The organism is Micromonospora saelicesensis (assembly GCF_900091575.1).
In the GTDB taxonomy this organism is placed as follows: Bacteria; Actinomycetota; Actinomycetes; order Mycobacteriales; family Micromonosporaceae; genus Micromonospora; species Micromonospora saelicesensis.
This window is the reverse complement of sequence record NZ_FMCR01000008.1, coordinates 211088-238019: the sequence shown is the minus strand read 5'-3', so window position 1 is coordinate 238019 and position 26932 is coordinate 211088. Positions and strand designations below refer to the sequence as shown.

General features: G+C 73.0%; 22 protein-coding genes. 6 read left to right on the top strand and 16 right to left on the bottom strand.

Going from position 1 to position 26932, the window contains the following annotated elements; translation table 11 throughout:
* Nucleotides 1-53: 53 nt before the first annotated feature.
* Both GA0070561_RS29500 and GA0070561_RS29495 read left to right on the top strand, forming a co-directional pair.
* Complete coding sequence (locus tag GA0070561_RS29500; RefSeq protein ID WP_244166486.1) at nt 54-521, top strand: nitroreductase family deazaflavin-dependent oxidoreductase; 468 nt, start codon at nt 54-56, stop codon at nt 519-521.
* A gap of 68 nt (nt 522-589) precedes the next feature.
* Entirely contained in the window at nt 590-997 is a 408-nt protein-coding gene (locus GA0070561_RS29495) for a hypothetical protein (protein WP_091407846.1), read from the top strand.
* A 142-nt stretch (nt 998-1139) separates the two neighbouring features.
* Here the strand turns inward: GA0070561_RS29495 and GA0070561_RS33835 are convergent, their stop codons facing one another.
* The 3 genes from GA0070561_RS33835 to GA0070561_RS29480 all read right to left on the bottom strand — a co-directional run bounded on the left by GA0070561_RS33835 (nt 1140) and on the right by GA0070561_RS29480 (nt 3076).
* Entirely contained in the window at nt 1140-1298 is a 159-nt protein-coding gene (locus GA0070561_RS33835; RefSeq protein WP_167362525.1) for a hypothetical protein, read from the bottom strand.
* 205 nt (nt 1299-1503) lie between these two features.
* Nucleotides 1504-1767: a DUF6244 family protein gene (locus GA0070561_RS29490; RefSeq protein ID WP_030489032.1), complete on the bottom strand. Its 264-nt coding sequence runs from the start codon at nt 1765-1767 to the stop codon at nt 1504-1506.
* Nucleotides 1768-2425: 658 nt separating this feature from the next.
* Nucleotides 2426-3076: a hypothetical protein gene (locus tag GA0070561_RS29480; RefSeq protein WP_141710487.1), complete on the bottom strand. Its 651-nt coding sequence runs from the start codon at nt 3074-3076 to the stop codon at nt 2426-2428.
* Nucleotides 3077-3382: 306 nt separating this feature from the next.
* Here GA0070561_RS29480 and GA0070561_RS29475 point away from each other — a divergent pair, with 306 nt between their 5' ends.
* Nucleotides 3383-3940 (top strand): hypothetical protein, encoded by a 558-nt coding sequence (locus GA0070561_RS29475; protein WP_091407838.1) that lies wholly within the window; start codon nt 3383-3385, stop codon nt 3938-3940.
* On the opposite strand, the gene GA0070561_RS29470 is transcribed toward GA0070561_RS29475, so the two are convergent.
* The 6 genes from GA0070561_RS29470 to GA0070561_RS29450 all read right to left on the bottom strand — a co-directional run bounded on the left by GA0070561_RS29470 (nt 3921) and on the right by GA0070561_RS29450 (nt 11544).
* Entirely contained in the window at nt 3921-4382 is a 462-nt protein-coding gene (locus GA0070561_RS29470; RefSeq protein ID WP_091407835.1) for a hypothetical protein, read from the bottom strand. The two genes, GA0070561_RS29475 and GA0070561_RS29470, sit on opposite strands and share 20 nt — an antisense overlap.
* The gene (locus tag GA0070561_RS34410; RefSeq protein ID WP_244166485.1) at nt 4382-5278 is read right to left on the bottom strand and encodes a hypothetical protein; all 897 of its coding nucleotides are present in this window, start codon (nt 5276-5278) and stop codon (nt 4382-4384) included. The genes GA0070561_RS29470 and GA0070561_RS34410 overlap by 1 nt, the downstream gene beginning before the upstream one ends.
* Nucleotides 5275-7821 (bottom strand): FtsK/SpoIIIE domain-containing protein, encoded by a 2547-nt coding sequence (locus GA0070561_RS29460; RefSeq protein ID WP_091407830.1) that lies wholly within the window; start codon nt 7819-7821, stop codon nt 5275-5277. The genes GA0070561_RS34410 and GA0070561_RS29460 overlap by 4 nt, the downstream gene beginning before the upstream one ends.
* Nucleotides 7822-7918: 97 nt before the next feature.
* Nucleotides 7919-8227, bottom strand: a complete 309-nt coding sequence (locus GA0070561_RS34405; RefSeq protein WP_244166484.1) for a hypothetical protein — start codon at nt 8225-8227, stop codon at nt 7919-7921.
* Nucleotides 8224-10611, bottom strand: a complete 2388-nt coding sequence (locus GA0070561_RS29455; protein WP_244166483.1) for a type 1 periplasmic-binding domain-containing protein — start codon at nt 10609-10611, stop codon at nt 8224-8226. The genes GA0070561_RS34405 and GA0070561_RS29455 overlap by 4 nt, the downstream gene beginning before the upstream one ends.
* 135 nt (nt 10612-10746) lie before the next feature.
* The gene (locus tag GA0070561_RS29450; RefSeq protein ID WP_091407828.1) at nt 10747-11544 is read right to left on the bottom strand and encodes an SGNH/GDSL hydrolase family protein; all 798 of its coding nucleotides are present in this window, start codon (nt 11542-11544) and stop codon (nt 10747-10749) included.
* 200 nt (nt 11545-11744) lie between these two features.
* Here GA0070561_RS29450 and GA0070561_RS29445 point away from each other — a divergent pair, with 200 nt between their 5' ends.
* Entirely contained in the window at nt 11745-13277 is a 1533-nt protein-coding gene (locus GA0070561_RS29445; RefSeq protein ID WP_091407825.1) for a M1 family metallopeptidase, read from the top strand.
* 79 nt (nt 13278-13356) lie between these two features.
* Here GA0070561_RS29445 and GA0070561_RS29440 read toward each other — a convergent pair whose 3' ends face one another.
* The 4 genes from GA0070561_RS29440 to gltB all read right to left on the bottom strand — a co-directional run bounded on the left by GA0070561_RS29440 (nt 13357) and on the right by gltB (nt 21745).
* Complete coding sequence (locus GA0070561_RS29440; RefSeq protein ID WP_091407823.1) at nt 13357-13872, bottom strand: hypothetical protein; 516 nt, start codon at nt 13870-13872, stop codon at nt 13357-13359.
* Between the two features lie 69 nt (nt 13873-13941).
* Complete coding sequence (locus GA0070561_RS29435) at nt 13942-15339, bottom strand: MFS transporter (RefSeq protein ID WP_091407820.1); 1398 nt, start codon at nt 15337-15339, stop codon at nt 13942-13944.
* Between the two features lie 174 nt (nt 15340-15513).
* Nucleotides 15514-17049: a glutamate synthase subunit beta gene (locus GA0070561_RS29430; protein WP_091407817.1), complete on the bottom strand. Its 1536-nt coding sequence runs from the start codon at nt 17047-17049 to the stop codon at nt 15514-15516.
* Nucleotides 17042-21745: a glutamate synthase large subunit gene (gltB, locus tag GA0070561_RS29425; RefSeq protein ID WP_091407815.1), complete on the bottom strand. Its 4704-nt coding sequence runs from the start codon at nt 21743-21745 to the stop codon at nt 17042-17044. The genes GA0070561_RS29430 and gltB overlap by 8 nt, the downstream gene beginning before the upstream one ends.
* A gap of 144 nt (nt 21746-21889) precedes the next feature.
* Between gltB and GA0070561_RS29420 the strand changes: the two genes are divergently transcribed.
* Nucleotides 21890-22735, top strand: a complete 846-nt coding sequence (locus GA0070561_RS29420) for a GNAT family N-acetyltransferase (protein WP_091407812.1) — start codon at nt 21890-21892, stop codon at nt 22733-22735.
* 54 nt (nt 22736-22789) lie between these two features.
* On the opposite strand, the gene GA0070561_RS29415 is transcribed toward GA0070561_RS29420, so the two are convergent.
* On the bottom strand, nt 22790-23977 hold the full coding sequence (locus tag GA0070561_RS29415; RefSeq protein ID WP_091407809.1) for an FAD-dependent oxidoreductase: 1188 nt from the start codon (nt 23975-23977) through the stop codon (nt 22790-22792).
* Between the two features lie 9 nt (nt 23978-23986).
* Nucleotides 23987-25162: a prolipoprotein diacylglyceryl transferase gene (gene lgt, locus GA0070561_RS29410; protein ID WP_167362524.1), complete on the bottom strand. Its 1176-nt coding sequence runs from the start codon at nt 25160-25162 to the stop codon at nt 23987-23989.
* Between the two features lie 102 nt (nt 25163-25264).
* Here lgt and GA0070561_RS29405 point away from each other — a divergent pair, with 102 nt between their 5' ends.
* Nucleotides 25265-25915: an NUDIX hydrolase gene (locus tag GA0070561_RS29405; RefSeq protein WP_091407801.1), complete on the top strand. Its 651-nt coding sequence runs from the start codon at nt 25265-25267 to the stop codon at nt 25913-25915.
* 213 nt (nt 25916-26128) lie between these two features.
* Here GA0070561_RS29405 and trpA read toward each other — a convergent pair whose 3' ends face one another.
* On the bottom strand, nt 26129-26932 hold the full coding sequence (gene trpA / locus GA0070561_RS29400; RefSeq protein WP_091407799.1) for a tryptophan synthase subunit alpha: 804 nt from the start codon (nt 26930-26932) through the stop codon (nt 26129-26131).

Below are 26932 nucleotides of genomic sequence, written 5' to 3'. Positions count from 1 at the left end.
GACCCCGACGTATGGTCGATGCGTCCGTTCGACTTGACGATGAAGGCGATGGCGTGACCACACACGAGCAGCACGAGACGGTCGAGGACAGCCCGGTCGGCTGGGTCGCCAGCCACATCCGGCGCTACGTGCGGACCGACGGCGCGGACGGGGGCACCTTCCACGGCGTACCCTCGCTGCTGCTCACCACCCGTGGACGCCGATCGGGCACGCTGCGCCGCACGGCCCTGATGTACGGGCGCGACGGCGACAACTATCTGCTGGTGGCGTCCAACGGCGGCGCGGCCAAGCACCCCGCCTGGTACCTGAACCTGAGCGCCGACCCTGCGGTGGAGATCCAGGTCGGAGCGGAGCGGATCACGGGTCAGGCCCGAACCGCCACCGGCGAGGAGCGCGTCCGGCTGTGGCCGGTGATGACGAAGGTCTTCCCGACGTACGCCCGCTACGAGAAGGAGACCGACCGCGAGATCCCGGTCGTCGTCATCGAACGCGAGCCTCGGAAAGAATCTCCTACTGATTGATCTCCGTCACTGTCGGAGAGGGCTATGGTGACGCCAGGTAAGCACCCACTCCGGCAAGGAGAACCGTCGTGCGCCGCATCATCACCACCATCGCACTACTCGGGCTGTCACTGTTCGTGGTGCTGGCGCCCACGCCGGCCAGCGCGGCAAGTGACGGCGAGGTCACGTCCGCGACCCTGGTCGCGCGAGGCGTCGCCGTGGACGTCAGCATCGCCGTGACCTGCCAATCCGGCCTGTCCGGTGGCGTCGAGCTGATCATCCGACAGCGGTCGGGCGACAGGGTCGCGTACGCCTCCGGTTGGGGTCCTGTCCACTGCACCGGCCAGCCGCAGATCGCGACCGGGCGGGCGTGGGTGGAGGGTGGCGGCCTCGTCATCAAGCCCGGTGTGGCCCTGATCAGCGGAGGCTTCGACCTGTGCGGCGATGTGGGCTGTGGCGGACCGCGGTTCGAGCAGACGTTCCGCATCACGCGCTGAACCGGTCGAGGGCTCTAGCCAGGAAAGCGCCCGTCGTGGGCCACCTCGTGGATGGGTTCGGCGACATCAATGGATCCGGCAACGTAGGCAAGCAACGCGGAGCGGTCCAGTATCAGCCGAACCGACGGCGCTTCGGGACTCGTCACGCCGCGGGGGCCCGGCTGCCCGAGCCGTCGAGCATCTCCGCTGCCGCGCGGCGGGAACGGTCCCGCAGTGCGGCACGTCGACCAGGCGACCACTCCTGCTCGACCTGGGCGCGTTGGGCCCTGGCGCGAGCCTGCCCCTCCGCCGTCACGGTCATGCCCCGGCGAGCCAGTTCGGCGCCTCGGGGCTCACCCGCTCTCTGCGCGTTGGACTCGGCGCCTTGGCAGCACTCAGATCGCGGAACGCAGGAGACAAACCACTGGCGCTGGGCGTGGCGGCTGTTGCTTGGCTTGGCACTGCGGGTCGCAAGGTGACACTGACTGCCGCGGGTGGTTGGTGGATTGCGCTGCCACCACCCGTGGTCAGTTTCCCAGCGCTCGGACCTTGGCTATCGTCTCCTGCACATGCTGCTTGGCCGGGTCGCCACCCTGAGACGCCTGCGCGAGCGCCTGACGGTACGAGTCGATCATGCCGACCAGCGGACCGGCGGCTACGCCTTCCAGCGCACCGGCGACGAGTGCCCTCGCCTCGGCCGCGTCCTGTGCTGCCGCTGCGGTCTTGGCTTTCGCCTCGTCCAGCTTCTGTGACGCCGCCGCCAACCTCGCGATGATCTGTGCTGCGCTCACGCGCACCTCCCCGTGGTCGACCATCGCCCCCGCCACCGCACCGGCAGAGACCACATGGGAGCGTACGAGATCCGCGCACCCAGCGCGACCGGCCGCTTGCTCCCGCGTCACCTGATGAGCATCGGTCGCCCCGCCCGAGCAACGATGACGGCGTTGCCCAGCGGACGGCCACCGAGTCCGAACGGCGACCAGATCTTGGACAGTTTCCGTTAGCTCGTAACGGAAACTGTCCAAGATCTGGAGTGACGCCAGCGCAACTTCGCTTTGGCGGGCATTGGTGTCGCCCAGGTCTGCCCTGCCATTCGGGGCAGGATCGCGCGTCGGTGATCCGGTTCGTGGCGTCCGCCCGGGAACGCTAGGCCGCGGCGGCGATCGTCACGCGGACGGTACAACTGCTCGGTCTGCTCGAAGACGAAGGTCTCAATGACCGCGAACTCAACGAAGTCCTCGTGGCCGACGCATACGCCGCCGACGACATGTGGCACGGCGCGGATCTCCAGCAGGTAGGCGCACCAGTCGAGTCCGACCGCCGCCAAGCCAATCCCAGATCGACCCGGGACCACTGAAGTCGGGGTATCCCGCTGGCGCGGACACCCCGACTTCGATGAAACCGAGTGGATCAAGCCCGCCGACGAGCCAGGACAGGCGGGGCAGCGCGCTACGGCGACGGCGTGCCGTTCTGCGCCCGGGTGATCAGATCGTGCAACGGCTTGGTGCCGCTGCCGACCATCACACCGGTCACGACGGCATCGACCCAGACTGCGACTCCGTTCCAGTCGGCGCCGGCGACCGCGTGCAGGACGTAGAACCCTCCGGCGCTGGACGCCACGGTGGCCAACCCGCTGGCGAGACCCCACGCGACGATGGTGCGGTTCGCCTTCGCCCGCGCGACCTTGGCGGTGGCCACGGCGACCGCCTCGCGGTCAACCTCGGTGGGGCCGTCGACCCGGCTGTTCACGTCGGTCACCGTTCGGGACAGCGCGGCCTCGGCGGCGCGACCCGGCAACCACCGCGAGAACGGTTCCAGGATCCGCTCGACGGCTGCGGCGAAGACCAGCAGGGTGAGGAATACACCGGTGGTGTCCTCCGGCTGGATCTTCGCCGCGGACGCGCCGCTGCGCCAGATCAGCCAGCCGCCGACCGCGCCGACGGCGATCAGCCCGAAACCCGCAACCACCGCGCCCGCACCGGCCTGCTGCGATGCGGCGACGACCGACAGCCCCGACTCCTGTTCGGAGCGAGGCGTCGCCGTTGCTGCGGCAGCGTCGGCGTTGCCCGGCGATGCGGCAAGCCCGCCGCTTGGCGGCATCGGCTCAACCTGGGTGGACGTCTGTCCCTGCAATTTCCTGACCAACCTTTCGACCTGCCGTTCGCGAGGCGTCGAGGCGTGATGGTCCAGACCCTCGGCGAGCGGATTGCGCACCGACTGCGCTCGGGGCGCGAGACTACGGCACCGGAGTGGGCACGGTGGACGGCCGGCAGGTGTGACGCTTCGAGGGCGCGCAGAGCACAGCGGAGCAACCAACCGGCAAGCCCGCGACGCCGGGCTCGGGGACCACGCCGGAGCGCGAAGCCTCCTAGACTCGGTGGCACCTGGCTGAGGGAGTGACGTGGCTTGACGGTTCAGAAGACAGACGCGACATCGGCCAATCGTGGGCGCCGGGCTCGCGCCATTGGGCTGTCCGGCGGTCTCATCGGGCTTCTCGCCCTCCTGCTCGTCGTCTCCGTCGCGACCGGTGACGGGCAGAGCATCCTCAGCAGCCTCCAGTCATCGTCGTCGGCAACGGCCGTGCCCAGTCCGACCCCGGAATCTCGGGCACCGTTCTACCGGGCCTGCATCGCCAAGACCAAGGGCCACGACGCGTTGGTCTTCTTCCAACAGGACATCCCCGAGCGCCGGTGGGGAGAACCGCTGCGGGGCACTGCCTCGACGGCCAGTGAGGCGTACGTGCTGTGGCTCTTCGACGCTCAGTGTGAACCGCACCGGGCGATCGAGGTGCCACCGCGAACCAGTCGCACGTTCAAGGCCCAGCTGGGTCAGGTCTGGTACTACGCCGAGGCGTCAGCGGGGCGGCCCGCCGACGGCTGCGCCTGCCGCGTCTTCAGCCCTTCGAACAGCGGCGCCGAGCAGAGGTTCAGCGACGCCGGCAGCATCACCTACCACCTGGATTAGGGCCCTGGAGCAGGCTTCCGTGGGCGGTGACGACCAGTCGCCACTCCGGTGTTCCGAGGGTTCGCAGATCCGGGGCCACGACAGGCTCGCCGCCGGGCGCGCAGACCCCGTACACCTGCGGCGCGACTGCCTCGGTGAGGAGGTGGTCGAAGTGGAACGAGCCTTCGAAGCCGAGCCAGACCACTGTGTCGCCGGCGGCGCAGGCGACCCGCAGGCAGTGGGCGAGGTAGCGGTGCAGGAGCGGTGGCAGTTCGTCGAAGACCAGGTCGTACTCGGTGACGCGGGCGTACGGATCGTCCCGCTCAAGGGGATACGTCTGCACCTCGAGCGGCACGACGCCACCGCCGGCGAATTCCGGCGCCCGGGCCGGGACGCCCGGCACGAACACGCTGACGACCGGCTGCGCGGCGAAGCGCAGACCGGATGCCAGGTCGGCGGTCATCAGCGCAGGCCGCGCACCATCAGCAGGTAGGCGCAGTAGGCCATCGGCACCACCAGGAAACAGATCAGGAACCCGAGCGGCAGGTACCGCGGCGGGGTGCCGGCGACCATGGCCGGCCGCCCCCAGCGGCCCAGCACCAGGTAGCCGCCGAAGAACGCCACCGCCGGCAACCCGGCGCAGATCCACGCGCCGAGGGTGAACCCGTCCACCAGACCGACCCCGGAGGCGAGCACCAGCATCAGCACGAGCACCCCGGCGGCGGCGCCGCACCCGGCGTAGACGGCTACCGCCCGGGCCAGCGGCGACCACGTCGGGAGCAGCGCCGGCCGTTGGGCCAGCAACTCCGCCTGCTGCCCGTGCCGGTCGGCCTCGTCGGCCATCCGCCGGGCCAACTCCAACTCCACCGCCGGGTCGGCCGCCGCCGCACGCTGCGCGGGCACCCCGCCGCCCGCCGGGCTCACCGCCGTCGGCAGCGCCAGCCGCGCCTCCCCCGCCGGCAGCTGGGGGTACGCCCCGACCCCCGCCCGCCCCGGCACGCCGGCTGCGCCGGCGGGTTCCCCGTCCCGGGTTCCGGGCACGGTGGGAGCGCCGGCAGCGAAGGGCGGGCCGGAGCTGGGAGCGGTGGGCGCCCCGGCGCCGGACGGCGGGCCGGGCCATGCGGCGGTCTCACCCGGCGTCCCCGGGCCAGGGGCAGCGGGTGGTTGGTCGACGCCGATAGCTCGGCCGAGCTGGTCGAGGCGCTGCCCCTGGGCGTTCAGCCGCTGCTGGAGGTAGTCGACGGCGGCGTGCAGGTCGCGGCGGCGCGCGGACTCGGCGGCGGCGTGCTGTTCCCCGGCGCGGTGCTGGGCGGAGAGTTGCCGGGCCAGCGCCGCGTACTCCTCGAAGGACACTGTCACCGCTCCCCGTCGGGGTCGTGCCCGTCGCCGACGAACGGGACGATCAGCCGGGTGCGCTGGTCGTGCCGGTCGATCAGCAGCGCCCGGTCGGGGCGGGGCGTGTAGGTCAGGTCGTGCGCTCCGAGGTGCAGGGCCAGCTCGGCCCCGGGCACATTGAGCGCGACCAGGCAGGCGACGTCGTCGCGGTTCTGGGTGCCGCCGAGGTCGTCGGCGAGCCGGCGCAGCCCCCGCCACCAGCCGAGCAGGTGCACACCCTGCCCGGGGCCCTGGCGCAGGACGGTACGCAGGTCGTCCAGGCCGGAGCGGAACGTGTCGGGGTCGGTGGCCCCGAGGACGGACGCGGCGGCGTCCATGCCGAACACCACCAGGTACTCGCGGCCGGTGGGCTCGGCGGCCAGCGCGGCGATCCGGTCGCGCAGCCCGGCCACGTCGAGGCGCTGCACCGGGTGGCCGGCGGCCCGCAGCAGCGTTTCGGTGTCGTCGGCGACCGGGTCGGCGACGGTGACCAGGCAGGCCAGGTGGAAGCGGGCGTCGCCGGGGGTGTGCTGGCGGGCCAGGCTGAGCGTCGCGGCGCGCAGCACGTCCGCACCGGTCGGTGCGGTGCCCACCACGGCGAGGTGCCGGCCGGGGGTGGTGTCCATCAGGAACAGTGCGGTCGTGCCGTGCACGTCGACGGTCCGGCCGACCAGGGCCATCGGGCGTCGACCACCGGGGCGCAGCCCGGCGAAGGTGGGGTCGTCCTCGATCCGCGCGGCTTCGTACCCCTTGAAGACCGCTGGGGCCCGCGAGCCCGGCGGGCGGGCCTGCCACAGGTCGTGGCGCAACGCGGCGAGGTCCGCCGCGGCGGCGTGCGCGTCCGGGAAGCGCAGCAGGGTGTCGGCGCCGACCGCGCCGGCGGCGGTGTTGACCACGGCGGAGCCGACCGGCAGGGCCGCGGCGGCGTCGTTGAGCTGGTCGAGCACCCCACCGCCGCCGGGCAGCGCCACCCGCAACGCGAACTGCCCGAAGATCGCCTCGGCCCGCCCGTAGAGGGCTTCGATGCCGGTCATGCTCTGGCTGGCGAGCACCAGGTGGATGCCGTACGAGCGGCCCTTGCGGGCCAACTCCTCCAGCAGGTCGACCGACTCGCGGGCCAGCGCGTCGTTGCCGGCGAGCAGCACGTGGAACTCGTCGATGACCGTCACGATGCGCGGCAGCGGGTTGTCAGGGGGCAGGTCGGCGAGCTTGGTGACGCCGTGCCGCTTGAGTGCGGTGGCCCGGCGCTGCGCCTCCCGGCGCAGCTCGCGCAGCACGGCGAGACCGTACTCGCGGTCGGACTCGATGCCGACGGCACGGGCGTGCGGCAGCCAGGACGGGTCCCGGCCGGTGGGCACGAACTCGGTGAAGCTCACGCCCTCCTTGAAGTCGAGCAGGTACAGCTGCAACTCGGCCGGCGAGTAGCGGGCGGCCAACCCGTAGAGGACGTCGAGCAGGAAGACCGTCTTACCGGCGCCGGTGCGCCCGCCGACCAGCCAGTGCGGGGTGGCGTCGTCGAAGGCGAGCGTCAGCGCGGTGCCGAAGGCGCCACCGCCGCCGGCCCGGCCGATCACCGTACGCAGGCCGTTGCCGGCGGACTCGGCCCAGCGCTGTTCGGGCAGCAGGTCGGTGAAGGGCAACGCGTCGGCGCGACGGGTGGCGGTGCCGAGGTGCTCGGCGAGCGCGCGTACCGAGGCGGGCGGCGGGTCGCCGTCGAGCAGGACGGGTGCGGCGAGCCCGCTGCCGTCGGCGCTGAACGGGTTGCCGGGCGGGTCGCCGACGTGCGCGTACCCCTGATTGAGCCGTACCGCGGTGGTGCCGCCCAGCGGCGGCGCGGTCTCGCCGGGCAGCCGGGACGGGTGGCCGGCGAGCAGCACGCACACCGCGGCGGCCGGGCCGGCGTGGGTGAGCGCGGCGAGCCGGGCCAGCTCGCGCGGCGGCGGCGCGGCGGTGGCGACCACCACCAACAGGCGACGGGCGGCGGGCTGACCGTGCTGCGCGGCGCGGGCGTGCTGCTCGGCGGCGTCCAACAGCGCGGCCACCTCGGCCTCACCGGTGGCCGGCGGGTCGAGCACCCCGGCGTCGAGCAGTGGTCGCAGCGGGCCGAAGGTGGCGCCGAGCGCGGCGGTGTCGATGCCGGCGACGCGGACCTGACCGGGCGGCGCGGTGGCGACCAGCCGCAGCACCAGCGCCCGCAGCAGCCCCGCGACCTGCGGGTCCCGGGCGTCGGTGTCCAGGGCGAGGTGGTGGCCGCCGCCGAGCGGGACCAGCACCGGAAACGCGCCGTCCGAGGTGGACGCCTCGCCGATCCGCACCGCGGCCGGCTCGTCGGTCAGCGGCGTGACACCCGGGGCGGGGGTTGCCAGGGCACCGCCGAGGCGGGCGAGGCGGGTCACCAGGTCGTCGCCGCCGACCGGCGCGACGGTGGTCGGTGCCGCCCCCAGAACGCTTCGGGCAGTGTCCAGATGCGCGCGAGCCGCCCGGTGGGAGCTGACCGCCTGCCCGTACGCCGACGCGAGCCTGCCCACCCTCTGCCCCCAACGCCACGGCCGTCTGGTCCCAGGAACCCTAACGGACACCGGCGGCACCCGGACAGTCCTGCCAGGACGTGTCACGCCGGCCCGGTCAGGCGGGGCCGCACGCCGCCGGACCGGACGCGTCGGCCGCCCCGCAGCGGAACACCTCCACCGGCGCCCTCGCCACGTCGGGCACCTGCTCCACCCGCATCAGGGCCAGCCGCTTGTCGACCGGCTCCCCCGAGTCGGGCGTGAACCGGATCAGCCCGGCTACCCCCGGGTAGCCCTGCCCGGCGTTCTGCCGGAGCACCTCCGCGTGCACGCCCACCGGGTTGACCGAATCCGGCTCCCAGCGTTGCCGGGGGTCGGCGTGGTGCAGCCGGGCGGCGAGGCTCTCGACCGCCCGGACCAGCATCATCGACGCGTCGTAGGCGAGGCTGACCCGCTCGCCGACCTGCTCCTCGGAGCCCGGCCGGCAGCGCGGGGGTCGAGCAGGTCGTCGGCCTGGATCCAGGACAGAAAGCTGGCCCGGGCGTCGTCGCGCCGGTCCTGGGCGGCCCGCAGCACCGCGCAGGTGGCCAGGGACGCCTTGGAGACGTACGTGACGGGCAGGTTGCCGGGCGCGGCGGCGCGCAGCCCCGGGTTGGCCATGTACCGGTTGGCCGAGTCGTCGGCGACGAGGTGCCGGGGCGGGTTGCCGCCGCACTCGCGCAGCGCCCGCAGGAAACCGTCGAACTCCGACCAACGACCGGCGTAGAAGAGCATCCCGGGGTAGCCGCACTCGTCGGTCAGCCGCTGCCCGGTGCGCCACTCGTCGAGGCGGGTGATCCGGGGGCCGAACTGTTGTCGGAGCCCGTCGACGAGGGTGCCCACGTAGAGGTCCTCGGTGAGTGAGCTGCCCTCCAGGGTGGTGTAGAAGACGTGCGCCTCGTTGACCTTCAGCACCTGCTTGGCGTACGCGTCGACCAGTTTCACCTGGTCCTTGTTCGGTGCGGAAATCTGGAGGTAGAGGCGGGAGTTGGCGTCCATCCTGTCGGCGGAGAGGGTGGGAGCCAGGACCGGCAGCCCGACCTGGTTCAGCTCGCGCAGCGCGCGGGCGGTGCTGGTGCGGCTCTCCACCAGCCCGACCACCCCGAGCACCGTGGGGTCGTCCCGGGCCAGCTCGGCCAGCATCGCCACGGCCCGGTCGGCGTAGATCATCTGGCGGCCACCGTTGGCCACCACGATGCGCAGCAGCGCGGCGCCGTCGGCGCCGGCCGACTCCTTCAGCAACGCGTACTGGGCGGTGGCCATCCCTTCGAGCTCCTCGCGCTCGGAGACGTACGACTCCTCGTCCGCGCGGGTCCGGTTGCCGGTGAGGGTGCCGAGGTAGACCAGGGTGAGGAAGGGCCGTCGTCGGTCGCTGCGCTGCCAGACCTCCTCGGCGGAGCGGTTCTGCGCGAAGATGCGCTCCTGAACCGTGCGCAGCCGGTCCTGACCGGGGTCGTTGTTGAACACCTGCGCGGTGCTGTCGCTGTAGCCGACACACTCGCCGCTGCCGACCACCTCGACCGAGACCTGGCCGGTGAGCGAGGGGTGACAGCCCGGCCCCCACCGGCTGGCCACCCACAGGCCGAGCACCGCCACCAGCACCAGGCAGAGCGCCGTCGGCAGGAAGCGCCGCGACCACCACGGCGGGTCGGGCGCGGAGAAGGGCCGCAGCCCGCCACGTGACGGTGGGCCGGTGTCCGTCTCGTCGGGACGCAGCGCCACCAGCCAGGTGGCCGGGCGGCGCAGCCGTCGCATCTCCGGCAGCGCCCCGGCCCACTCGTCGTACGCCTCGTCGGCCTCGGTCAACGGGTGCGGTTCGGGCAGGTCCGGTGGGGGTTGCCCACCGGACGCGACGATCAGCAGCGGGTCGTTGCGGCCGGTCTCGGTGCGGACGTCGCCGATCAGGCGGACCAGCTCCCCGCCGACGTTCCCGGGTGCGACGTTGTCGATCAGCAGAGCCGGGTACGCGGTGCGCCGCCAGTCCGACGGGCGCCATGGCCGACGCCGGTACGCCTGCCGCAGGTCCTCCAGGAACGCGTGCAGCAGCAGCTTGTTGACCTGGTCGGGTTGCTCCCCGTCGCGCCAGCCCGCGGTGAGGCGCTCGGCGAAGCCGAGGAAGGTGACCGACTGCCGGGGCGCCAGATACTGCTGGCGCATGAACCAGTTGTAGTGCCGCCCGAGCACCGGCACCCGACCGGAGACGGCGGCCCGGAAGACCACCCCCGGCACGGCGCGACGGACCAGCCAGAGCAGCACCTGCGAGGCGATGCTGACCGCGTCACCGCCGGAGGGCAACGCCTCCGGCGTGCGCGGGCCCTTGCGGTCGCGCAACCGGCGGACCAGGGCGGCGCGGCTGTCGTCGGCGTCGATGCCCAGGCTGAGGCTCTGCTGCATCAGCCAGTCGGCGAGCGGATAGTGCCGGAAGCGCAGTCGGGCGGCGCCGAAGGCCTCCAGGGAGAGCTGCCGGTGCAGCTCGCGCAGCAGCGCCGGCACGTCCCCGGCGCCGGGCGGCGCGTCGGCGTCCAGCACGGCGTGCGGGACCCGCCGCCGGGGGCCCTGGCCGAGGAAGCGGCGCAGCGGCACCATCAGATCCGCGGTGTCGGAGCGGACCAGCCACAGCAGCGGCAGCCGGCGGTCGCCGCGACGGGGTCGCCGCAAGAGCCGGGCGAGCAGCGCGAACAACTCCAACCCGCCGGCCGGCAGCCGTTCCCGACCCGCGGTCGACTGCCTCTGCCCGGTCAACTCCCACCCGGGAACCTCCGACCGTCGCATGCATCACCTCCGATCCCACTCAGTGTGACGCATCGTGTACAGGCGTTGAGCCGGCCGGCGGCCGAGTGCCCACAGGGGACGCTCGACCGCCGGCCGGTACGGGTGCGACGGTGTGGATCCGGTGCTGTGCTCAGGTCAGCCGGTGACGGCGTTCAGCGCCGGCAGGTATCCGTAGCGGTAGCCGTCGGCGTCCGGGTGGTACGCCTCGATGATCCCGGAGATGTCGTTGATCCACGGGTCGCCGGCGCAGACGCCGTGTCCGGCGAAGGTGCGCCGGGTGTCGGCGAAGGTGGCGCCGGCCGCGCTGGCCCGGCCAGCCGTGACCGAGGCGAGCACGTCGGCGGCCTCGTTGAGGATGGTGCGCTTGTAGGTGCTCATCGCCAACCACCCGCAGGAGCCGGTCTCGAACAGTCGCGGGTAGCCGAGGACGATCAGCCGGGCGTTGGGCGCCCGGTTGCGGATGGCGGCGTAGGTGGCGTCCAGCCGGGCGGGCAGCGTCGTGGTGGCGAAGTTCTTCGCGGTGTTGACGGCGTTGGTGCAGGACGAGGTGCTGCCGAACCGGCAACTGGTGATGACGTTGACGAAACCGGCGTCGTTGCCGCCGATGGTGATGGTGACCAGTGTGGTGCTGGCGCTGAGCGCGCTGACCTGGTCGTTGAGCACGTCGGCGGTGACCGCGCCGCCACAGGCCCGGAAGTTGAAGCTGGTCACGCCATGGGCGGCCGCCCAGAGCGGTGCGTACGACTTCTGGCTGCGCAGGCAGCCGGACGAGTCGTAGGGGCCAGCGCCGACGCCGGAGGAGTACGAGTCGCCGAGCGCGACGTAGTTGACGGCGGCGGCGTGGGCGGTGCCGGGCACGAGCACCACGCCGAGGGCGGCGGTGAGGAGTGCGACCAGCACGGCCAGGACGCGGGCGAGCGGGCGGTGGGGCATGAGGGACCTCCACAGGACAGGGGTGGTGGGATCCTGCGACCGCGCGCGTGGCCAGGGGTGATCTGTTGTTACTAGTCGGTAATGCTATCGAAACATGCAGATCAATGGAATGGCTCGACGGCACCGCGTGCCGGGCCGGCGACGTTCACAGTTGTCGATTAGGTTGGCCTGGCGAACACCCGATGGAGGGAGTCCACCCCGTGCGACGAGTCCTCACGGCGGCCACCACCGCCCTGACCCTCACCACCGCCGGCACCATGCTCGCCGGCACCCCCGGCCAGGCCGCCCCGACGGGCTGGGGCCGTCCGGTCGTCTCCGCCGCGCCGCAACCCGGCGCGCCCGGACTGGGCGACAGCTACTTCCCCGACTACGGCAACGGCGGCTACGACGTCGAGCACTACGACGTCCGGCTGCGGTACGAACCGTCCACCGACCTGCTCACCGGCACCACCACCATCCTCGCCACCGCCACTGCGGACCTCTCGACGTTCAATCTGGACTTTCTGCTCGACGTCGAGTCGGTCCGGGTCAACGGCTGGGCGGCGAGCACCAGCACCGCGGGGGCGCACGAGTTGGTGGTCACCCCGGCCCGCACGGTGACCCGGGGCCAGCAGCTCACCATCGTCGTGCGCTACTCCGGTGTCCCGTCGGAGACCCTGGTCAACGGCTACACCGGCTGGACGCGTACCGACGATGGCGCCCTCGCCGTCAACGAGCCCGAGTCGGCGTGGTGGTGGTTCCCGAGCAACGACCACCCACTGGACAAGGCCACCTACGACATCTCGGTGTCGGTGCCCACCGGCGTCGAGGTGATCAGCAACGGCGTGCAGCCGAGGCCACCGCTGGCCGAGGCCGGCAACCGCACCCGGTGGATCTGGCGGACCACCTCCCCCACCGCCACCTACCTGGCCTTCATGGCCATCGGCCAGTACGACATCGTCACCGACACCACCCCGAGCGGCCAGCCGGTGATCAACGCGTACAGCACCTCGCTGGGCACCCTCGGGCCGGCCGCGCGGGCCAGCATCGAGCGGACCGCCGAGATCGTCGACTGGGAGAGCGGGATCTTCGGCCCGTACCCGTTCGAGGCGCAGGGCGGCGTGGCCGGGCCGGTCGACGGCATCAGCTTCGCGCTGGAGACGCAGACCCGACCGGTGTACGGGCCGGGCTTCTGGCGACGAGGCGCCAACACCTACGTGGTGACGCACGAGTTGGCCCACCAGTGGTTCGGCGACTCGGTCTCGGTGGCCGACTGGCGCAACATCTGGCTCAACGAGGGCTTCGCCTCGTACGCGGAGTGGCTCTGGTCGGAGGAGCAGGGTGAGGGCACCGCCCAGGAGGTCTTCGACTTCACCTACGCCAGCTACCCGGCCGACGACGAGTTCTGGCAGGTGCTGCCCGGCGACCCGGGCGCCGCTCGGGTCTTCGACAACGCCGTCTACGACCGGGGCGCGATGACCCTGCACCAGCTGCGGCTGGCCGTCGGCGACGACGCGTTCTTCGAGATCCTGCCGACCTGGACCGCCGAGCGCCGTTACGGCAACGGCACCATCGAGCAGTTCCAGGCCCTGGCCGAGCGGATCTCCGGGCTGGACCTGGACGACCTGTTCACCACCTGGCTGTTCACCGCCGGCCGGCCCGATGTGGCCAGCGCCGCCCGTAAGGCCGCCCCGCCGGCCGAGCCCAGGTCCTGGGCCAAGATCCGCGAGTCGCACCACCTGATGTCGCACTAGTACCCGACGTCGGCCGGAGGCGCCCGCAGTGCAGGCGGGGGTCTCCGGCCGCGAGGTGCAGCCGCCTACCGGGACGCGCTCACCGAACCGCTGGGGCGCCTGTCGCCTCCGCCGTGCTCGCCTCGATGGCCCGGATGTGTCGGTACGCGAACCAGAGCGGCGGGAACGCCCCGACCGCGAAGGACAGGTCGACGAGCGTCCAGAACCAGGGGATGTCCCGGATCGGGCCACAGATGAGCGCCAGCGGGATGATGCCGGCGCAGGCGATCATGCCGACCTGCACCACCCAGACGTTGCGCACCGGGTCGCGCAGCGGCCCCCAGAAGGCCACCGCCAGCACCAGGTGGGCGAAGGCCAACCAGTCGGTGCCGTAGAGCAGGAACGGGTAGTCCTCGCCGGCCGTCACGAGCCCGGTGTGCACCCGCTCGATCCAGGCGACCAGCGCGGGCAGTTGGCCGGCGAGCGGATCCAGTACGCGCAGCAGCCAGCGCACCTCGATCTCCAGCGGAAACGCGGTGACACCACTCAGGAAGAGCCCGACCAACACGATCCACAGCCATCGGCGGGTTCGCCGTAGCCGCTCCTCAATGTCCATGATCGCAGCGTAACGATGATCTTCAGGTCGCCCTGTCCCGGAAGCGGCCGCCGGGGGGTGACCGCTGTCTCAGCGGTTCGCCACCGGCCCGGCGGTGACCAACTCCCGGAGCCGGAACCCGCCCGACCGCACCGCACCGGCTTCGGCGGGCGCGATGACGCAGACCGCACCGGTGGGCCGGACGACGCGGGCGGCCCGGAACGCCGCTCGTCGTACCGGATGGCGAGGTCGCGGAACGACAAGCGCGAGGGTTGCCGCGCTGCCGCGCTGGCGGTCCAGGGCGACGCCCGCCGCCGTCGTGGCGATCGCCGCCGCGGCTCCGGCGAGGACGAGCGTCTGCCGGGGCCCGGCGTGTTCGGCGAGCCAGCCGAGCAGCGGGGCGCCGACCGCGGCGGAGACGGAGCCGGTGACCGCCAGGGCGGCGAGCACCCGGCCCCGCATCGCGCCGTCGGTGTCGAGCTGGGCGCGGGTGCCGACTGTGGTGTCGATGACCACCGCGGCGGCGGCGATCGGCAGGATCACCGCGGCGAAACTCCAGGTGCCCGGTGCGAGGCCGGCGACGATCTGCAGTCCGCTGGCGAACAGGCCCGCGACGACGAGCGTCCGGTAGCCCAGGGAACGCCGCCGGGCCGCGACGAGCGCACCCACCACCGTTCCGACCGCGAACACCGTCGACAACAGGCCGTACCCGGAGGCGCCGGCGTCCAGCGGCCCGTCGCTCATCGCGGCCATGGTCACCTGGTAGTTGCGGCCCAGGCTGCCGAGCACGAACGACAGGGCGAGCGCGAGGAGCAGCACCGGCTGCCCGCGCAGGTAGGCGAACCCGGCGCGGACACCGTCCCGGGCCCGGCCGGCGTCCGGGACCGGGAGGCCGGGCACGGCTCCCGGGCGTACGGCGAACAGCGCCACCACCACCGCGGCGAAGCTGGCCGCGTTGATGCCGAACAGCAGGGCGGGTCCGACGGCGGCCACCACCACGGCACCGAGGCTCATGCCGAGGATGCGGCCGGCGGAGTTGGTGAGCGAGCCGAGCGCCAGCGCGTTGCCCAACGTCTCCCGGTCGACGAGGCTGGCGGCCCAGCGACCCATCACCGGGCCTTCGATCGCCGAGACGGCACCGGTGGCCAGCGAGATCGCGAAGATCAACGGCAGGCCGCCGACCCCGGTCAGGGCGACCGCCGCCAGTCCGGCGGCGAGCACCGCGTGGGCGCCCTGGGCGGCGATCAGCAACGGGCGGGCGGGCAGCCGGTCGGCCAGCACGCCACCCCAGACGCTGAGCAGCAGCGTGGGCGCCGCCTGGAGCAGCACGGCGAAGCCCATGGACGTCGCCGAGCCGGTCTCCTTCAGGACGTACCAGTTGACCCCGAGGACCTGCATCCAGGTGCCGATGACGGAGATGAAGCCGGCGAGGGCCCAGATCCGGTAGTTGCGGTGGCGCAACGCGGCGAAGGTGGCACCTCTGGCCACGACGAACCTCCAGCGATCGGCAGCATGATCATTCACACCGATCGCGGCGCGGTTCGGCAGCCGGCAAGTCTTGCCGGCTTAAACCTTTTTGCCCACATTTGTGAGCGGCTTCACCAGCGGGAATGTCCGGCCGGTGCGGCGGCGGACCTGCCGCACCGACCGGACGCCCGCACCTCAGCGAGCCGCGAGAGCCTGCGCGGCCGGACCCACCGGGGCCGGCAGCGCACCGACACCGCCCAGATAGCCGTGGATGGCGGCGGCGACCGCCCGCCCCTCGGCGATGGCCCAGACGATCAACGAAGCGCCCCGGTGCATGTCACCGGCCACGAACACCCCGTCGGCGTCGGTCTGCCAGTCGTCGCGGGCGTCGATGGCGCCCCGAGGGTTGCGGGTCACGCCGAACTGGGCCAGCAACGGCTGCTGCTCGGTGCCCTCGAAACCGATCGCCAGCAGCACCAGATCGGCCGGCAACTCCCGCTCCGAGCCCGGCACCACTGTGACGACCCGCCGGCCGTCACGCTTCTCCACTGTCACCTCGGCGATCCGCACCGCCCGCACCTGGCCGGTGCCGTCGTCCACGAACTCCTGCACCGCCACGGCGAAGACCCGCTCGCCACCCTCCTCGTGCGCCGGGTAGCTGCGCAGCACCCACGGCCAGGTCGGCCACGGGTCCCGTGCCTCGTCGCGCTCCTGCGGCGGCTGCGGGTACAGGTCGAGCTGGTGCACGCCCGCGGCGCCCTGGCGGTGCGCGACACCGAGACAGTCGGCCGCCGTGTCACCGCCACCGATGATCACCACGTGCTTGCCGGCCGCGTCGATCGGCGTGCCGTCCGGCAACACCGCCCGCGCCAGCCGACGCTCGGCGGTGGCCACCACGCCGGCCTGGTCGGTGGCCGCGGTGGCGACCGCGCGATTCGCCGCGACCAGGTGCGCCATCGCCTGGTGTACGCCCCGAAGCGCCCGCCCCGGGGTCTCCGGCGTGTCCCGGCCCTGCAACGCCCCACAGGCCAGCAGCACCGCGTCGTGCTCGGCGCGCAACTGCTCGGCTGTCACGTCCACCCCGACGTTCACGCCGGTGCGGAAGCGCACCCCCTCGGCGGTGAGCTGGGCCAACCGGGCATCGATGTGCCGCTTCTCCAACTTGAAGTCGGGGATGCCGTACCGCAGCAGGCCACCGATCGCGTCGTCGCGTTCGTACACCGTCACCGCGTGACCGGCGCGGACCAGCTGCTGCGCGGCGGCGAGGCCGGCGGGCCCGGAGCCGACGACGGCGACCGACCGGCCCGACGGCGCCGGCACCGGGCGGGGGGTGAACCCCCGCGCTGCTGCGGCGTCGGCGATCTCCACCTCGACCTGCTTGATGGTCACCGGTTGACCACCGGAGATGCCGAGCACGCAGGCCGCCTCGCAGGGCGCCGGGCAGAGCCGGCCGGTGAACTCCGGGAAGTTGTTTGTGGCGTGCAGCGACTCCACCGCGGCGTCCCAGTTGCCGGTCCGCACCAGGTCGTTCCAGTCCGGGATGCGATTGCCCAGCGGGCAGCCGTCGTGGCAGAACGGGATGCCGCAGTCCATGCATCGCGTGGCCTGCTCACGGACCAGTTCCTCGCCGGCCGGCGGGTACACCTCCCGCCAGTCGCTGATCCGCACCGGCACCGGGCGGCGGGCCGGCAGCCGCCGGTCGTAGCGCAGGAAACCGTTCGGGTCAGGCACGTGCCACCTCCTGGGCAGCCACCCGCGGGGCGGGCGGCACCGGCGCGGCGGGCGCGCTGAGCGCGCCCATCACCGCGTCGTCGACGTCGCGGCCGGCTGCTTCGGCGGCCCGCATGATCTCCAGCACCCGGCGGTAGTCGCGGGGTACCACCGCGGTGAACTCGGCCACCGCCTCCGGCCACCGCTTGAGCAGCTCCTCGGCAACCGCCGACCCGGTCTCGGCCACGTGCCGTTGGACCAGCTCGTGTAGCAGCGACTGCTCCTGCTCGCCCAGCGGCAACAGGTCGACCAGCTCCGCGTTGACCCGGGAACGGTCCAGGTGGTGCACGTACGCCGTGCCGCCGGACATGCCGGCCGCGAAGTTCCGGCCGGTCGCGCCCAGCACCACCACCGTGCCGCCGGTCATGTACTCGCAGCCATGGTCGCCGACGCCCTCGACCACGGCGATCGCGCCGGAGTTGCGCACCGCGAACCGCTCCCCCACCCGACCACGCAGGAAGACCTCGCCCGCCGTGGCCCCGTACAGGATGGTGTTGCCGGCAATGATCTGATCCTCGGCCCGCTGCCCCGGCTCGGCGTCCGGGTCGAGGAACGGCGCGGCGGCGTCCGGACGGACAATGAGCCGACCTCCGGAGAGGCCCTTGCCCACGTAGTCGTTGGCGTCGCCGTGCAGGCGCAGGGTCACCCCGCGCGGCAGGAACGCGCCGAACGACTGCCCGGCCGTGCCGTGCAGCACGAACTCGATGGTGTCCTCGGGAAGGCCGGCGCCGCCGAAGCGACGGGTCACCTCACCGCCGAGCATCGCGCCGACGCTGCGGTGCTCGTTGCGCACCGCCACCTCGACCCGCACCGGCGCCCCGTCCGTCAGAGCCGGACGGGCCAGCGCGATCAGCTCGTTGTCGAGCGCCTGCTCCAGGCCGTGATCCTGCGCGCGGACCCCGCGTCGGGCCGCGCCGGCGGGCAGCTCCGGCAGGTGCAGGACGGGCGCCAGGTCCAACCCGTGCGCCTTCCAGTGCGTCAGCGCCGGGGCCACGTCGAGCACCTCGGACTGCCCGATCGCCTCCTCGATCGACCGGAAGCCCAGCTCGGCCAGGTAGCCCCGGACCTCCTCGGCGAGGAAGAGGAAGAAGTTCTCCACGAACTCCGGCTTGCCGGTGAAGCGCTCCCGCAGCACCGGATTCTGCGTGGCGATGCCGACCGGGCAGGTGTCCAGGTGGCAGACCCGCATCATCACGCAGCCCTCGACGATCAGCGGCGCGGTCGCGAAGCCGAACTCCTCCGCGCCGAGCAACGCCGCGATCAGCACGTCCCGGCCGGTCTTGAGCTGGCCGTCGACCTGCACGGTGACCCGGTCGCGCAGCTTGTTGAGCAACAGCGTCTGCTGCGCCTCGGCCAGCCCCAGCTCCCACGGGGTGCCGGCGTGCTTGAGCGAGTTCATCGGGGAGGCGCCAGTGCCGCCGTCGTGGCCGGAGATCAGGATGACGTCCGCCTTGAGCTTCGCCACCCCGGCGGCGACGGTGCCGACGCCGACCTCGCTGACCAGCTTGACGTGCACCCGGGCCGCCGGGTTGACGCACTTCAGGTCGTGCACCAACTGGGCGAGGTCCTCGATGGAGTAGATGTCGTGGTGCGGCGGCGGGGAGATCAGACCCACGCCGGGGGTGGCGTGCCGGGTCCGGGCGATCCACGGCCAGACCTTGTTGCCGGGCAACTGACCGCCCTCGCCCGGCTTGGCACCCTGGGCCATCTTGATCTGGAGGTCGTCGGCGTTGACCAGGTATTCGCTGGTCACACCGAAGCGGCCGCTGGCGATCTGCTTGACCGCCGAACGCCGGGCCGGGTCGTGCAGCCGTTCGACGTCCTCGCCGCCCTCACCGGTGTTGGACTTGCCGCCGAGCCGGTTCATGGCGATGGCGAGCGTCTCGTGCGCCTCCGCCGAGATCGACCCGTACGACATGGCACCGGTGGCGAACCGCTTGACGATCTCGGTGGCCGGCTCGACCTCCTCGATCGGCACCGCCGGACGGACCCCGGTGCGCAGTGTGAACAGCCCGCGCAACGAGCCGGCCTGCGCGGCGAGCGCGTCGACCTTGGCGGTGTACTGCCGGAAGACGTCGTACTGCCGGCTGCGGGTGGCGTGCTGCAGCAGGAAGACCGTCTCCGGGTTGAACAGGTGCAGCTCACCCTCGCGACGCCACTGGTACTCCCCACCGACCTCCAAACGGTCGGAGGTGGCGGTGCCGGCCGGCGGCCAGGCCAGCGCGTGCCGGGCGGCCACCTCGGTGTGCACGCCGGCGAGACCCACCCCGCCGATGCGGCTGGGGGTGCCCCGGAAGTAGCGGTCGACCAGCCGGCTGTCCAGGCCGACCGCCTCGAAGACCTGCGCACCGCAGTACGAGGAGACCGTCGAGATGCCCATCTTGGACATGATCTTCAGGACGCCCTTGCCGAGCGCCTTCGCGTAGTTGCGGACCGCGGCGGCGGGCTCCACCCCGGCCAACGTGCCGGTGGCGATCATGTCCTCGACCGACTCGAACGCCAGGTACGGGTTGACCGCCGCCGCGCCGTAGCCGATCAGCACCGCCGCGTGGTGCACCTCCCGGCAGTCCCCGGACTCGACGATCAGCGCCGCCCGCGTACGGGTCTGCTCGCGGACCAGGTGCTGGTGCACGGCGGCGGTGAGCAGCAGCGACGGGATCGGCGCCAGGTCGGCATTGGAGTCCCGGTCGGAGAGCACCAGGATGCGTACGCCGTCCTCGATCGCCTCGGAGACGTGCCGGCAGATCTCGGTCAGCCGCGCCTTGATCCCGGCGGCGCCCTCCCGGATCCGGTACAGCCCGGAGACCCGGACCGCCTTGAAGCCGGGCAGGTCGCCGTCCTCGTCGATGGAGAGGATCTTCGCCAGCTCGTCGTTGTCGATGATCGGGTGCGGGAGCACGATCTGCCGGCAGCTCGCGGCGCCCGGGTCGAGCAGGTTGCCCTCCGGCCCGATGGTCGACGCCAGGCTGGTCACCAACTCCTCGCGGATGGCGTCCAGCGGCGGGTTGGTGACCTGGGCGAAAAGCTGGTGGAAGTAGTCGTAGAGCAGCCGCGGCCGGGTGGACAGCGGCGAGATCGGGGTGTCCGTACCCATCGAGCCGAGCGGCTCGGCGCCGGTGCGGGCCATCGGCCCGAGCAGGATCTTCAGCTCTTCCACTGTGTAGCCGAAGGTCTGCTGCCGGCGGCGCACCGAGTCGTGCGTGTAGACGGTGTGCTCGCGGGCCGGCAGGTCGTTCAGCTCGATCAGCCCGGCGTGCAGCCACTCACCGTACGGCTGGGCGGCGGCCAACTCGGACTTGATCTCCTCGTCGTGCACGATCCGCCCGGCCACGGTGTCGACCAGGAACATCCGGCCCGGCTGGAGTCGCCCCTTGGCGACCACGTGGGCCGGGTCGAGGTCGAGGACGCCCGCCTCGGAGCCGAGCACCACGAGCCCGTCGTCGGTCTGCCACCAGCGCCCCGGGCGCAGCCCGTTGCGGTCCAGCACCGCGCCGACGATCTCGCCGTCGGTGAAGGCCACCGACGCCGGACCGTCCCACGGCTCCATCAGGCTGGCGTGGAAGCGGTAGAAGGCGCGCTTGGCCGGGTCCATCCCGGGGTCGTTCTCCCAGGCCTCGGGGATCATCATGAGCACCGCGTGCGGCAGGCTCCGCCCGGCCAGGTGCAGCAACTCCAGCACCTCGTCGAAGTTCGCCGAGTCGGAGGCGGCGGGGGTGCAGACCGGGAAGACCCGCCGGATGTTGCCCGGCACGTTCGGCGAGCGCAGGAGCGCCTCGCGGGCCTGCATCCAGTTGCGGTTGCCCCGGATCGTGTTGATCTCGCCGTTGTGGGCGATGAACCGGTACGGGTGCGCCAGCGGCCAGGACGGGAAGGTGTTGGTGGAGAAGCGGGAGTGCACCAGAGCGATGGCGCTGTCCACCCTCTCGTCGCGCAGGTCCGGGTAGAACGCCGGCAGCTGGTCGGGCGTGAGCATGCCCTTGTAGACCATGGTGCGGCTGGACAGCGACGGGAAGTACGCCGGAACGCCGCGCTCGGCGGTCTCCCGCTCGGCCTGCTTACGCAGGCAGAACGCCACCCGGTCCAGCTCGATGCCGCGCAGCGGGGAGCCGGCCGGCCCGTCGGGCGCGTCGGTGAGGCGGTGCGCGGCCAGGAAGAGCTGCCGGACCCGGGGCATCGCCGCGAGGGCTGTTTCGCCCAGGTCACTCGGGTCGATCGGCACGTCCCGCCAGCCGAGCAGGTCGGCGCCCTCGACCAGGGCGTACTTCTCGACCACCCGGCGGGCACGCGCCTCGGCGGCATCGTCGTCGGGAAGGAAGACCAGCCCCGTGGCGTACTCGCCCGCCGGGGGAAGCGCGACGTCGGCCACCGCGCGCAGGAACGCGTCGGGGACCTGGATCATGATGCCGGCGCCGTCGCCGGTGTTCGGCTCCGCGCCACGGGCGCCCCGGTGGTCCAGCCGACAGAGCGCGCCGAGCCCATTGGCGACGACCGAGTGTGAACGCCGGCCGTGCAGGTCCGCCACGAAGGCCACGCCGCAGGCATCGTGCTCCTGCGCTGGGTCGTAGAGGCCCTGGGCGGACGGACGGGTGTGGGGCGTCGGGGACGCCTGCGGGCTGTGCGGGTGCGGCTGTTCTGTGTCCGCGTACGGCTGAGCCACCGGGCCTCCTGTCGTCACTCAGGTTGGATCATGGTGGGGACGACGTCGGCCCGTGGGTCTATTGAGTCTACGTTAGGGCCGGGGCCGCACGGCCACCCGAGATTGATCACACCGTCCACTGGCTGGGACGTGTAGTCTCGCGCGGTGGATCCGCGACACAAGCACGTCTTCGACCGGTTGGAACGCTTCTACGACGCGGTGCCCCGCGACGTCGCCGGTGCGGAGGAGCATGGCGCGCTGGTGCTGTTCGTCCGCGAAGGTGCCGGCTGGCCGTTCTACGCCCGCCCCCGGATCGACGCCACCGAGCCGCCGTCGCTGGCCGACGTGGTCTCGGTCCGCGAGCGCCAGCGGAAGCTGGGCCTGCCAGAAGCCTTCGAGTGGGTGCACGAGACGACCCCGGAGCTGCTGGCGGTGGCGCGCTCGGCGGGACTCAGCGTGCTGGAGGCGCCGCTGATGGTGCTCGACCCGAGCGCGCTACCCGAGCCGGCGACGCTCTCCGACGCGGCGGTGCGGGTGCTGGCAGCTGACTCCCCCGGCTTCGCCGCCGATGTCGCCGCCCGGCGTGCGGTGGCAGCGGTGGCGTTCGCCGCCGCCGGCACCGCGCCCGGCGAGGCCGGCCCGGCCGAACGCGACGCCGCCGTCACCGAACTCGAACTGGCCGCGCTCGACGAGGAGCGCGTCCGGATCGCCGACGGGCGACGGATCTCCGCGCTGGCCGGCACGCCGACCGAGGGCGCGCTGGCCAGCGGCATGGCGATGCGGGTGGACGACGTCGCGGAGATCGCCGGGGTGGCCACCCTGCCGTCCGCCCGACGACGCGGGCTGGGCGCCGCGCTCACCGCCACCCTGGCCCGGGAACTACTGGCGGCCGGCACCGAACTGGTCTTCCTCTCCGCGGGCAGCGAGGAGATCGCGCGGGTCTACCTGCGGGTCGGCTTCCGCCGAATCGGCACCGCCTGCATCGCCGAACCCGCCGCGCTCATCCCCTGACCCGCACCGCTCCGCTGACCTGCCTCGCTCCGCTGACGTGCCTCGCGGCAGAGGTCAGGTCGGTGGGCGCCACTGGGCGGCGGAGGCGGCGGCGCTGGAGAGCAGTCGGGAGTTGATCGTGCCCAGTGCGGCGTCCCGGGCGCGCAGCGCCAACCGGCCCCGGGTCTGGAGCACCGCCGACATCCGCCGGGTCTGCCGGACCACTGTCGCGGCCCGCGGGCGGCGCACCCGGTCGTACGCCTGGACGGCGTCGGGCAGCCGGGCCTCCCGCAGCAGCGACGCGAGGGTGGCGGCGTCCTCGAACGCGAGGCAGGCGCCCTGCCCGAGGTGCGGCGGCATGGCGTGCGCCGCGTCGCCGAGCAGCACCACCCCACCGGGCCCGACCGGAAAGCCGTACGCCCGGGGCAGCGGGCGCAGCTCGCGAACCTCCTGTTGGACCAGGTCGGCCGGGTCGGTGGCGTCGAGGAGCGCGCCGACCGGCGCCGGCCAGCCCGCGTACCAGCGGCGCAGCAGGGCGAGCTGGGTCTCCGGTGGTTCCGGGCGGGGCGCGCCGGCGGCGGTGGCCACCCAGTAGATGCCGCCCCGGCTGGACCCGCCCGAGGAGCCGCGCTCGCCCAGCGACGCGGCCACGAACCGGTAACCCGCGCCGAGAATCTCGCCGGCCAGCGGCTGATCGTCGGGGAGTCGAGGTGCCTGGTACCAGGGGATGACGGCCCGCCAGGCGGCGCATCCGGAGCTGACCACCCGGGACTCGGGCGCGAGTTGGCGGCGGATGCCGCTGTCCGTGCCGTCGGCGGCCACCACCAGATCGGCCTCGATGGTGTGCCGCCCGTCGCTGACTCCCGGCCGCTCGCCCGGCTCGACGCGGACGTGGCGCACGGTCACCCCGGTCCGCAACTCGACCCGCTCGCCGAGGCCGGCGATCAGCGCGTCGTGCAGATCCTCCCGGTGCACCACCACCGGCATCCGGTCGGCCGGGATGGGCCGGGGCTGCACGAGCCAGTGCCCGTCCGGGCGACGGACCCCGCCGTCGGGCAACGGGGTGGCGATGGCGGCCAGGCCGGCGCCGAGGCCAAGGGCCTGGAGCGCGCGGACGCCGTTGGGCCAGAGCACCACTGCGGTCGGCTCGGGGCGGACCCGTTCGGCGCGTTCCAACACGGTGACCTGCCAGCCGGAACGAGCCAGCGCGCCGGCCACCGCGAGGCCACCGACCCCTGCGCCGACCACCACCGCGCTTCGCATCGGTGCCGCTCAGCTGTCCCGGTCGGCGGGACGCGCGCCCGTGGCGTCGGCCCGGTCGGTGCGAGCGGCGGACGGGTCGTCCACCGGCTCGTCGTCGCTCGACGTGAGGTCGGCGGCTGCCGTGTCGTCGGACGGCTGGCCATCATCCGGCCGGGAGTCGTCGTCCGCCGGCGGTACGACGCCGGTGTCCTGCCAGGCGGCGTACTGCTCCTCGCTCACCACCCGGTAGCCCTCCGGCGCGGCGGCCCGCGCGGGGGTCTCCCGCTCGGAGAGGTCGACCTGGGACAGGTCGGACGTGGGGGGCGGGGTCGTCGTCGTCGGGCCGAGCGGGATCAGGTAGTCCCGAGGGCCACGCACCCGCACGAAGTAGATCAGTGCGCCGAGGAAGACCAGGGCGGCGGTCCAGACGTTGAGCCGGACGCCGAAGATCTGGTTGGCCTCGTCGGTGCGCATCAGCTCGATCCAGAACCGGCCGGCGGTGTAACCCATCACGTAGAGCGCGAACGCCCGGCCCCGGCCCAGCTTCAGCCGGCGGTCGAGGACCAGGACCAGAGCTACGACGCCGAGGTTCCACAGCGCCTCGTAGAGGAAGGTCGGCTGGTAGAGACCCGGTTCGAGGATCGGCTGCCCGGCGTCGTCGCGGAGGGCGTGCCCGGGGTTGTCCGGGTCCATCCGGTGGATCTCCAGACCCCACGGCAGGGTCGTCCGGCCACCGAAGAGCTCGTTGTTGAACCAGTTGCCGATGCGGCCGACGGCCTGGGCCAGCGGCAGCCCGGGGGCCAGCGCGTCGGCCACCACGCCGAACGGAATGCCGAGCTGTCGGGCCGCGATCCAGGCACCGAGCGCGCCACCGGCGACCGCGCCCCAGATGCCGAGACCGCCCTCCCAGATGGCGAACGCCTTCATCGGGTCCCCACCGGCCCCGAAGTACTTCTCGGGTGAGGTGACCACGTGGTAGATCCGGGCGCCGATGATGCCGGCGGGCACCGCCCAGACGGCAATGTCGAGCACCGCGCCGGGCGCGACGCCGCGCTGCCGCAGCCGGCGCTCCGTCACCCAGCAGGCCAGCACGATGCCGGCGATGATGCAGAGCGCGTAGGCCCGGATCGGCACTGGCCCGAGCTGCCAGACCGCGGTGCTGGGGCTGGGCAGGGCCGCCTGGGGGGAGAGCGAGGCGAGGGTCACGGGTGCACACGCTACCGCTGCACACCCCCGCAGCGGCACCCCGGGCCGCTGCGGGGCACATCCCGGTGACTTCTGGTTTGCACCGCCGTAGGCTCTTTGTCCATGAGCGCGCTCACCTGGGCGGTCGCCGCGGTCGTCACCGACGACACCGGTCGAGTGCTGCTCTGCCAGCAGGGTCGGGGTGCCCGCCGCTACGCGTTGCCCGGCGGGCGGCTGCGCCCGGCCGAGGGCCCGGTGCGGGCGGCGCTGCGGGACATTCGCGCGGAAACCGGTTGGGACATCGAGCTGACCGACCTTGTCGGTATCTACCAGGTGAGCTGCCCTTCGGGGGAGGCCGCGGCGGGACGCGCCGGCCCGCTGCCGGACGTCCTCGTGCACGTGTTCCGGGCCCGCGCGGCCGGGGTCCGACCCGCCACCGACCCACCGCCTGGCTGCCGATTGTCCTGGCACTCCCCCGACGCGCTGCCCGAGATGGTCACCCCGCTCACCCGAGCCGCCGTCACCGACGCGACCGCCGGCCGCTCCGGCGTGCTCCGCGACGTCGGCTACGTACCCGGCACCGTCGCCTCCGCGCCGCTGCCGGCGGCGCGCCCAGCCGAGGACGGCCCGCCGGCAGCCGACCAGGACGCGCGGCCCCCGGAGACCGGCCACAGCGGGCAGCCATCCGGGATCGGCCAGGACGGGTATCCGGGAGCGGGGCAGCCGCCCGAGCAACGCGGCGAGGCCCCGGACCGGTCCCCCCTGCACCCCTGACAAGCCGCAACCGTCCCGAGGTCCGCCGCGTGTTCGCGGACAGCCTCGCCTGCCAGGCCACATCCGATTGAGCGGTATGCCTGTGAGGCATAAATATGACTCACAGGTATACCGCTCAACAGACAGACATGCCCCAGCGCTCCGGCCAGCCGGCCGTCGAGCCGGCACGAGCGCCCAGGGTTGAGCCAGGCCGGGGCCCAGCGCGGGCCGGGCTCAGCGGGTGGGGTTACGGACGCCCTCGGCGAGTTCGGCGCTGAGCGTGCGCAGGGCCGCCAGCCCGTCGGCCTCGGTGGGCGCGTCGAGCACACACCGGACCAGCGCGCTGCCCACGATCACCCCATCGGCGTAACCGGCGACGGTGCCGGCCTGCGCGCCGGTACCCACACCCAGGCCGACACCGATCGGCAGGTCGGTGACCGCGCGGGCCCGGGAGACCAGCGTCGGGGCGGCGTCGGAGGTCCGCGCCCGGGCACCGGTCACCCCCATCACGGCGGTCGCGTAGACGAAACCGCGGCAGTGCTGCACCGTCATCGCCAGCCGAGCGTCGGTGGACGACGGCGAGACCAGGAACGTGCGGTCCAGCCCGTGCGCGTCCGAGGCGGCCAGCCACTCGTCGGCCTCGTCGGGGATGAGGTCCGGGGTGATCAGGCCGGTGCCGCCGGCGGAGGCCAGGTCACGGGCGAAGACGTCCACGCCGTACCGCTCGACCGGGTTCCAGTAGGTCATGGTGACCACCGGAGCGCCGGTGGCCGCGACCGCCTCGATGATGCGCATCGTGTCCGCGGTGCGTACGCCCCCGGCCAGCGCGATGTCACTGGCCCGCTGGATCACCGGCCCGTCCATCACCGGGTCGGAGTAGGGGATCTCCACCTCGATCACGTCGACGCCGGCCTCGACCATGGCGGTCATCGCGGCGATGCTGCCCTCGACGGTGGGGAAACCGGCCGGCATGCAGCCGACCAGCAGTGCCCGTCCGTCGGCGCGGGCCTTGTCGAAGGCCACCCCGATCCGGCTCAT

Excerpts from the sequence above, each read along its gene's own strand:
- GA0070561_RS33835 (WP_167362525.1), bottom strand. The coding sequence starts at position 1,298 with ATGACCGTGACGGCGGAGGGGCAGGCTCGCGCCAGGGCCCAACGCGCC.
- GA0070561_RS29480 (WP_141710487.1), bottom strand. The coding sequence starts at position 3,076 with ATGCCGCCAAGCGGCGGGCTTGCCGCATCGCCGGGCAACGCCGACGCT.
- GA0070561_RS29470 (WP_091407835.1), bottom strand. The coding sequence starts at position 4,382 with ATGACCGCCGACCTGGCATCCGGTCTGCGCTTCGCCGCGCAGCCGGTC.
- GA0070561_RS34405 (WP_244166484.1), bottom strand. The coding sequence starts at position 8,227 with ATGATGCTGGTCCGGGCGGTCGAGAGCCTCGCCGCCCGGCTGCACCAC.
- GA0070561_RS29455 (WP_244166483.1), bottom strand. The coding sequence starts at position 10,611 with ATGCGACGGTCGGAGGTTCCCGGGTGGGAGTTGACCGGGCAGAGGCAG.
- GA0070561_RS29450 (WP_091407828.1), bottom strand. The coding sequence starts at position 11,544 with ATGCCCCACCGCCCGCTCGCCCGCGTCCTGGCCGTGCTGGTCGCACTC.
- GA0070561_RS29440 (WP_091407823.1), bottom strand. The coding sequence starts at position 13,872 with ATGGACATTGAGGAGCGGCTACGGCGAACCCGCCGATGGCTGTGGATC.
- GA0070561_RS29415 (WP_091407809.1), bottom strand. The coding sequence starts at position 23,977 with ATGCGAAGCGCGGTGGTGGTCGGCGCAGGGGTCGGTGGCCTCGCGGTG.
- GA0070561_RS29405 (WP_091407801.1), top strand. The coding sequence starts at position 25,265 with ATGAGCGCGCTCACCTGGGCGGTCGCCGCGGTCGTCACCGACGACACC.
- trpA (WP_091407799.1), bottom strand. The coding sequence starts at position 26,932 with ATGAGCCGGATCGGGGTGGCCTTCGACAAGGCCCGCGCCGACGGACGG.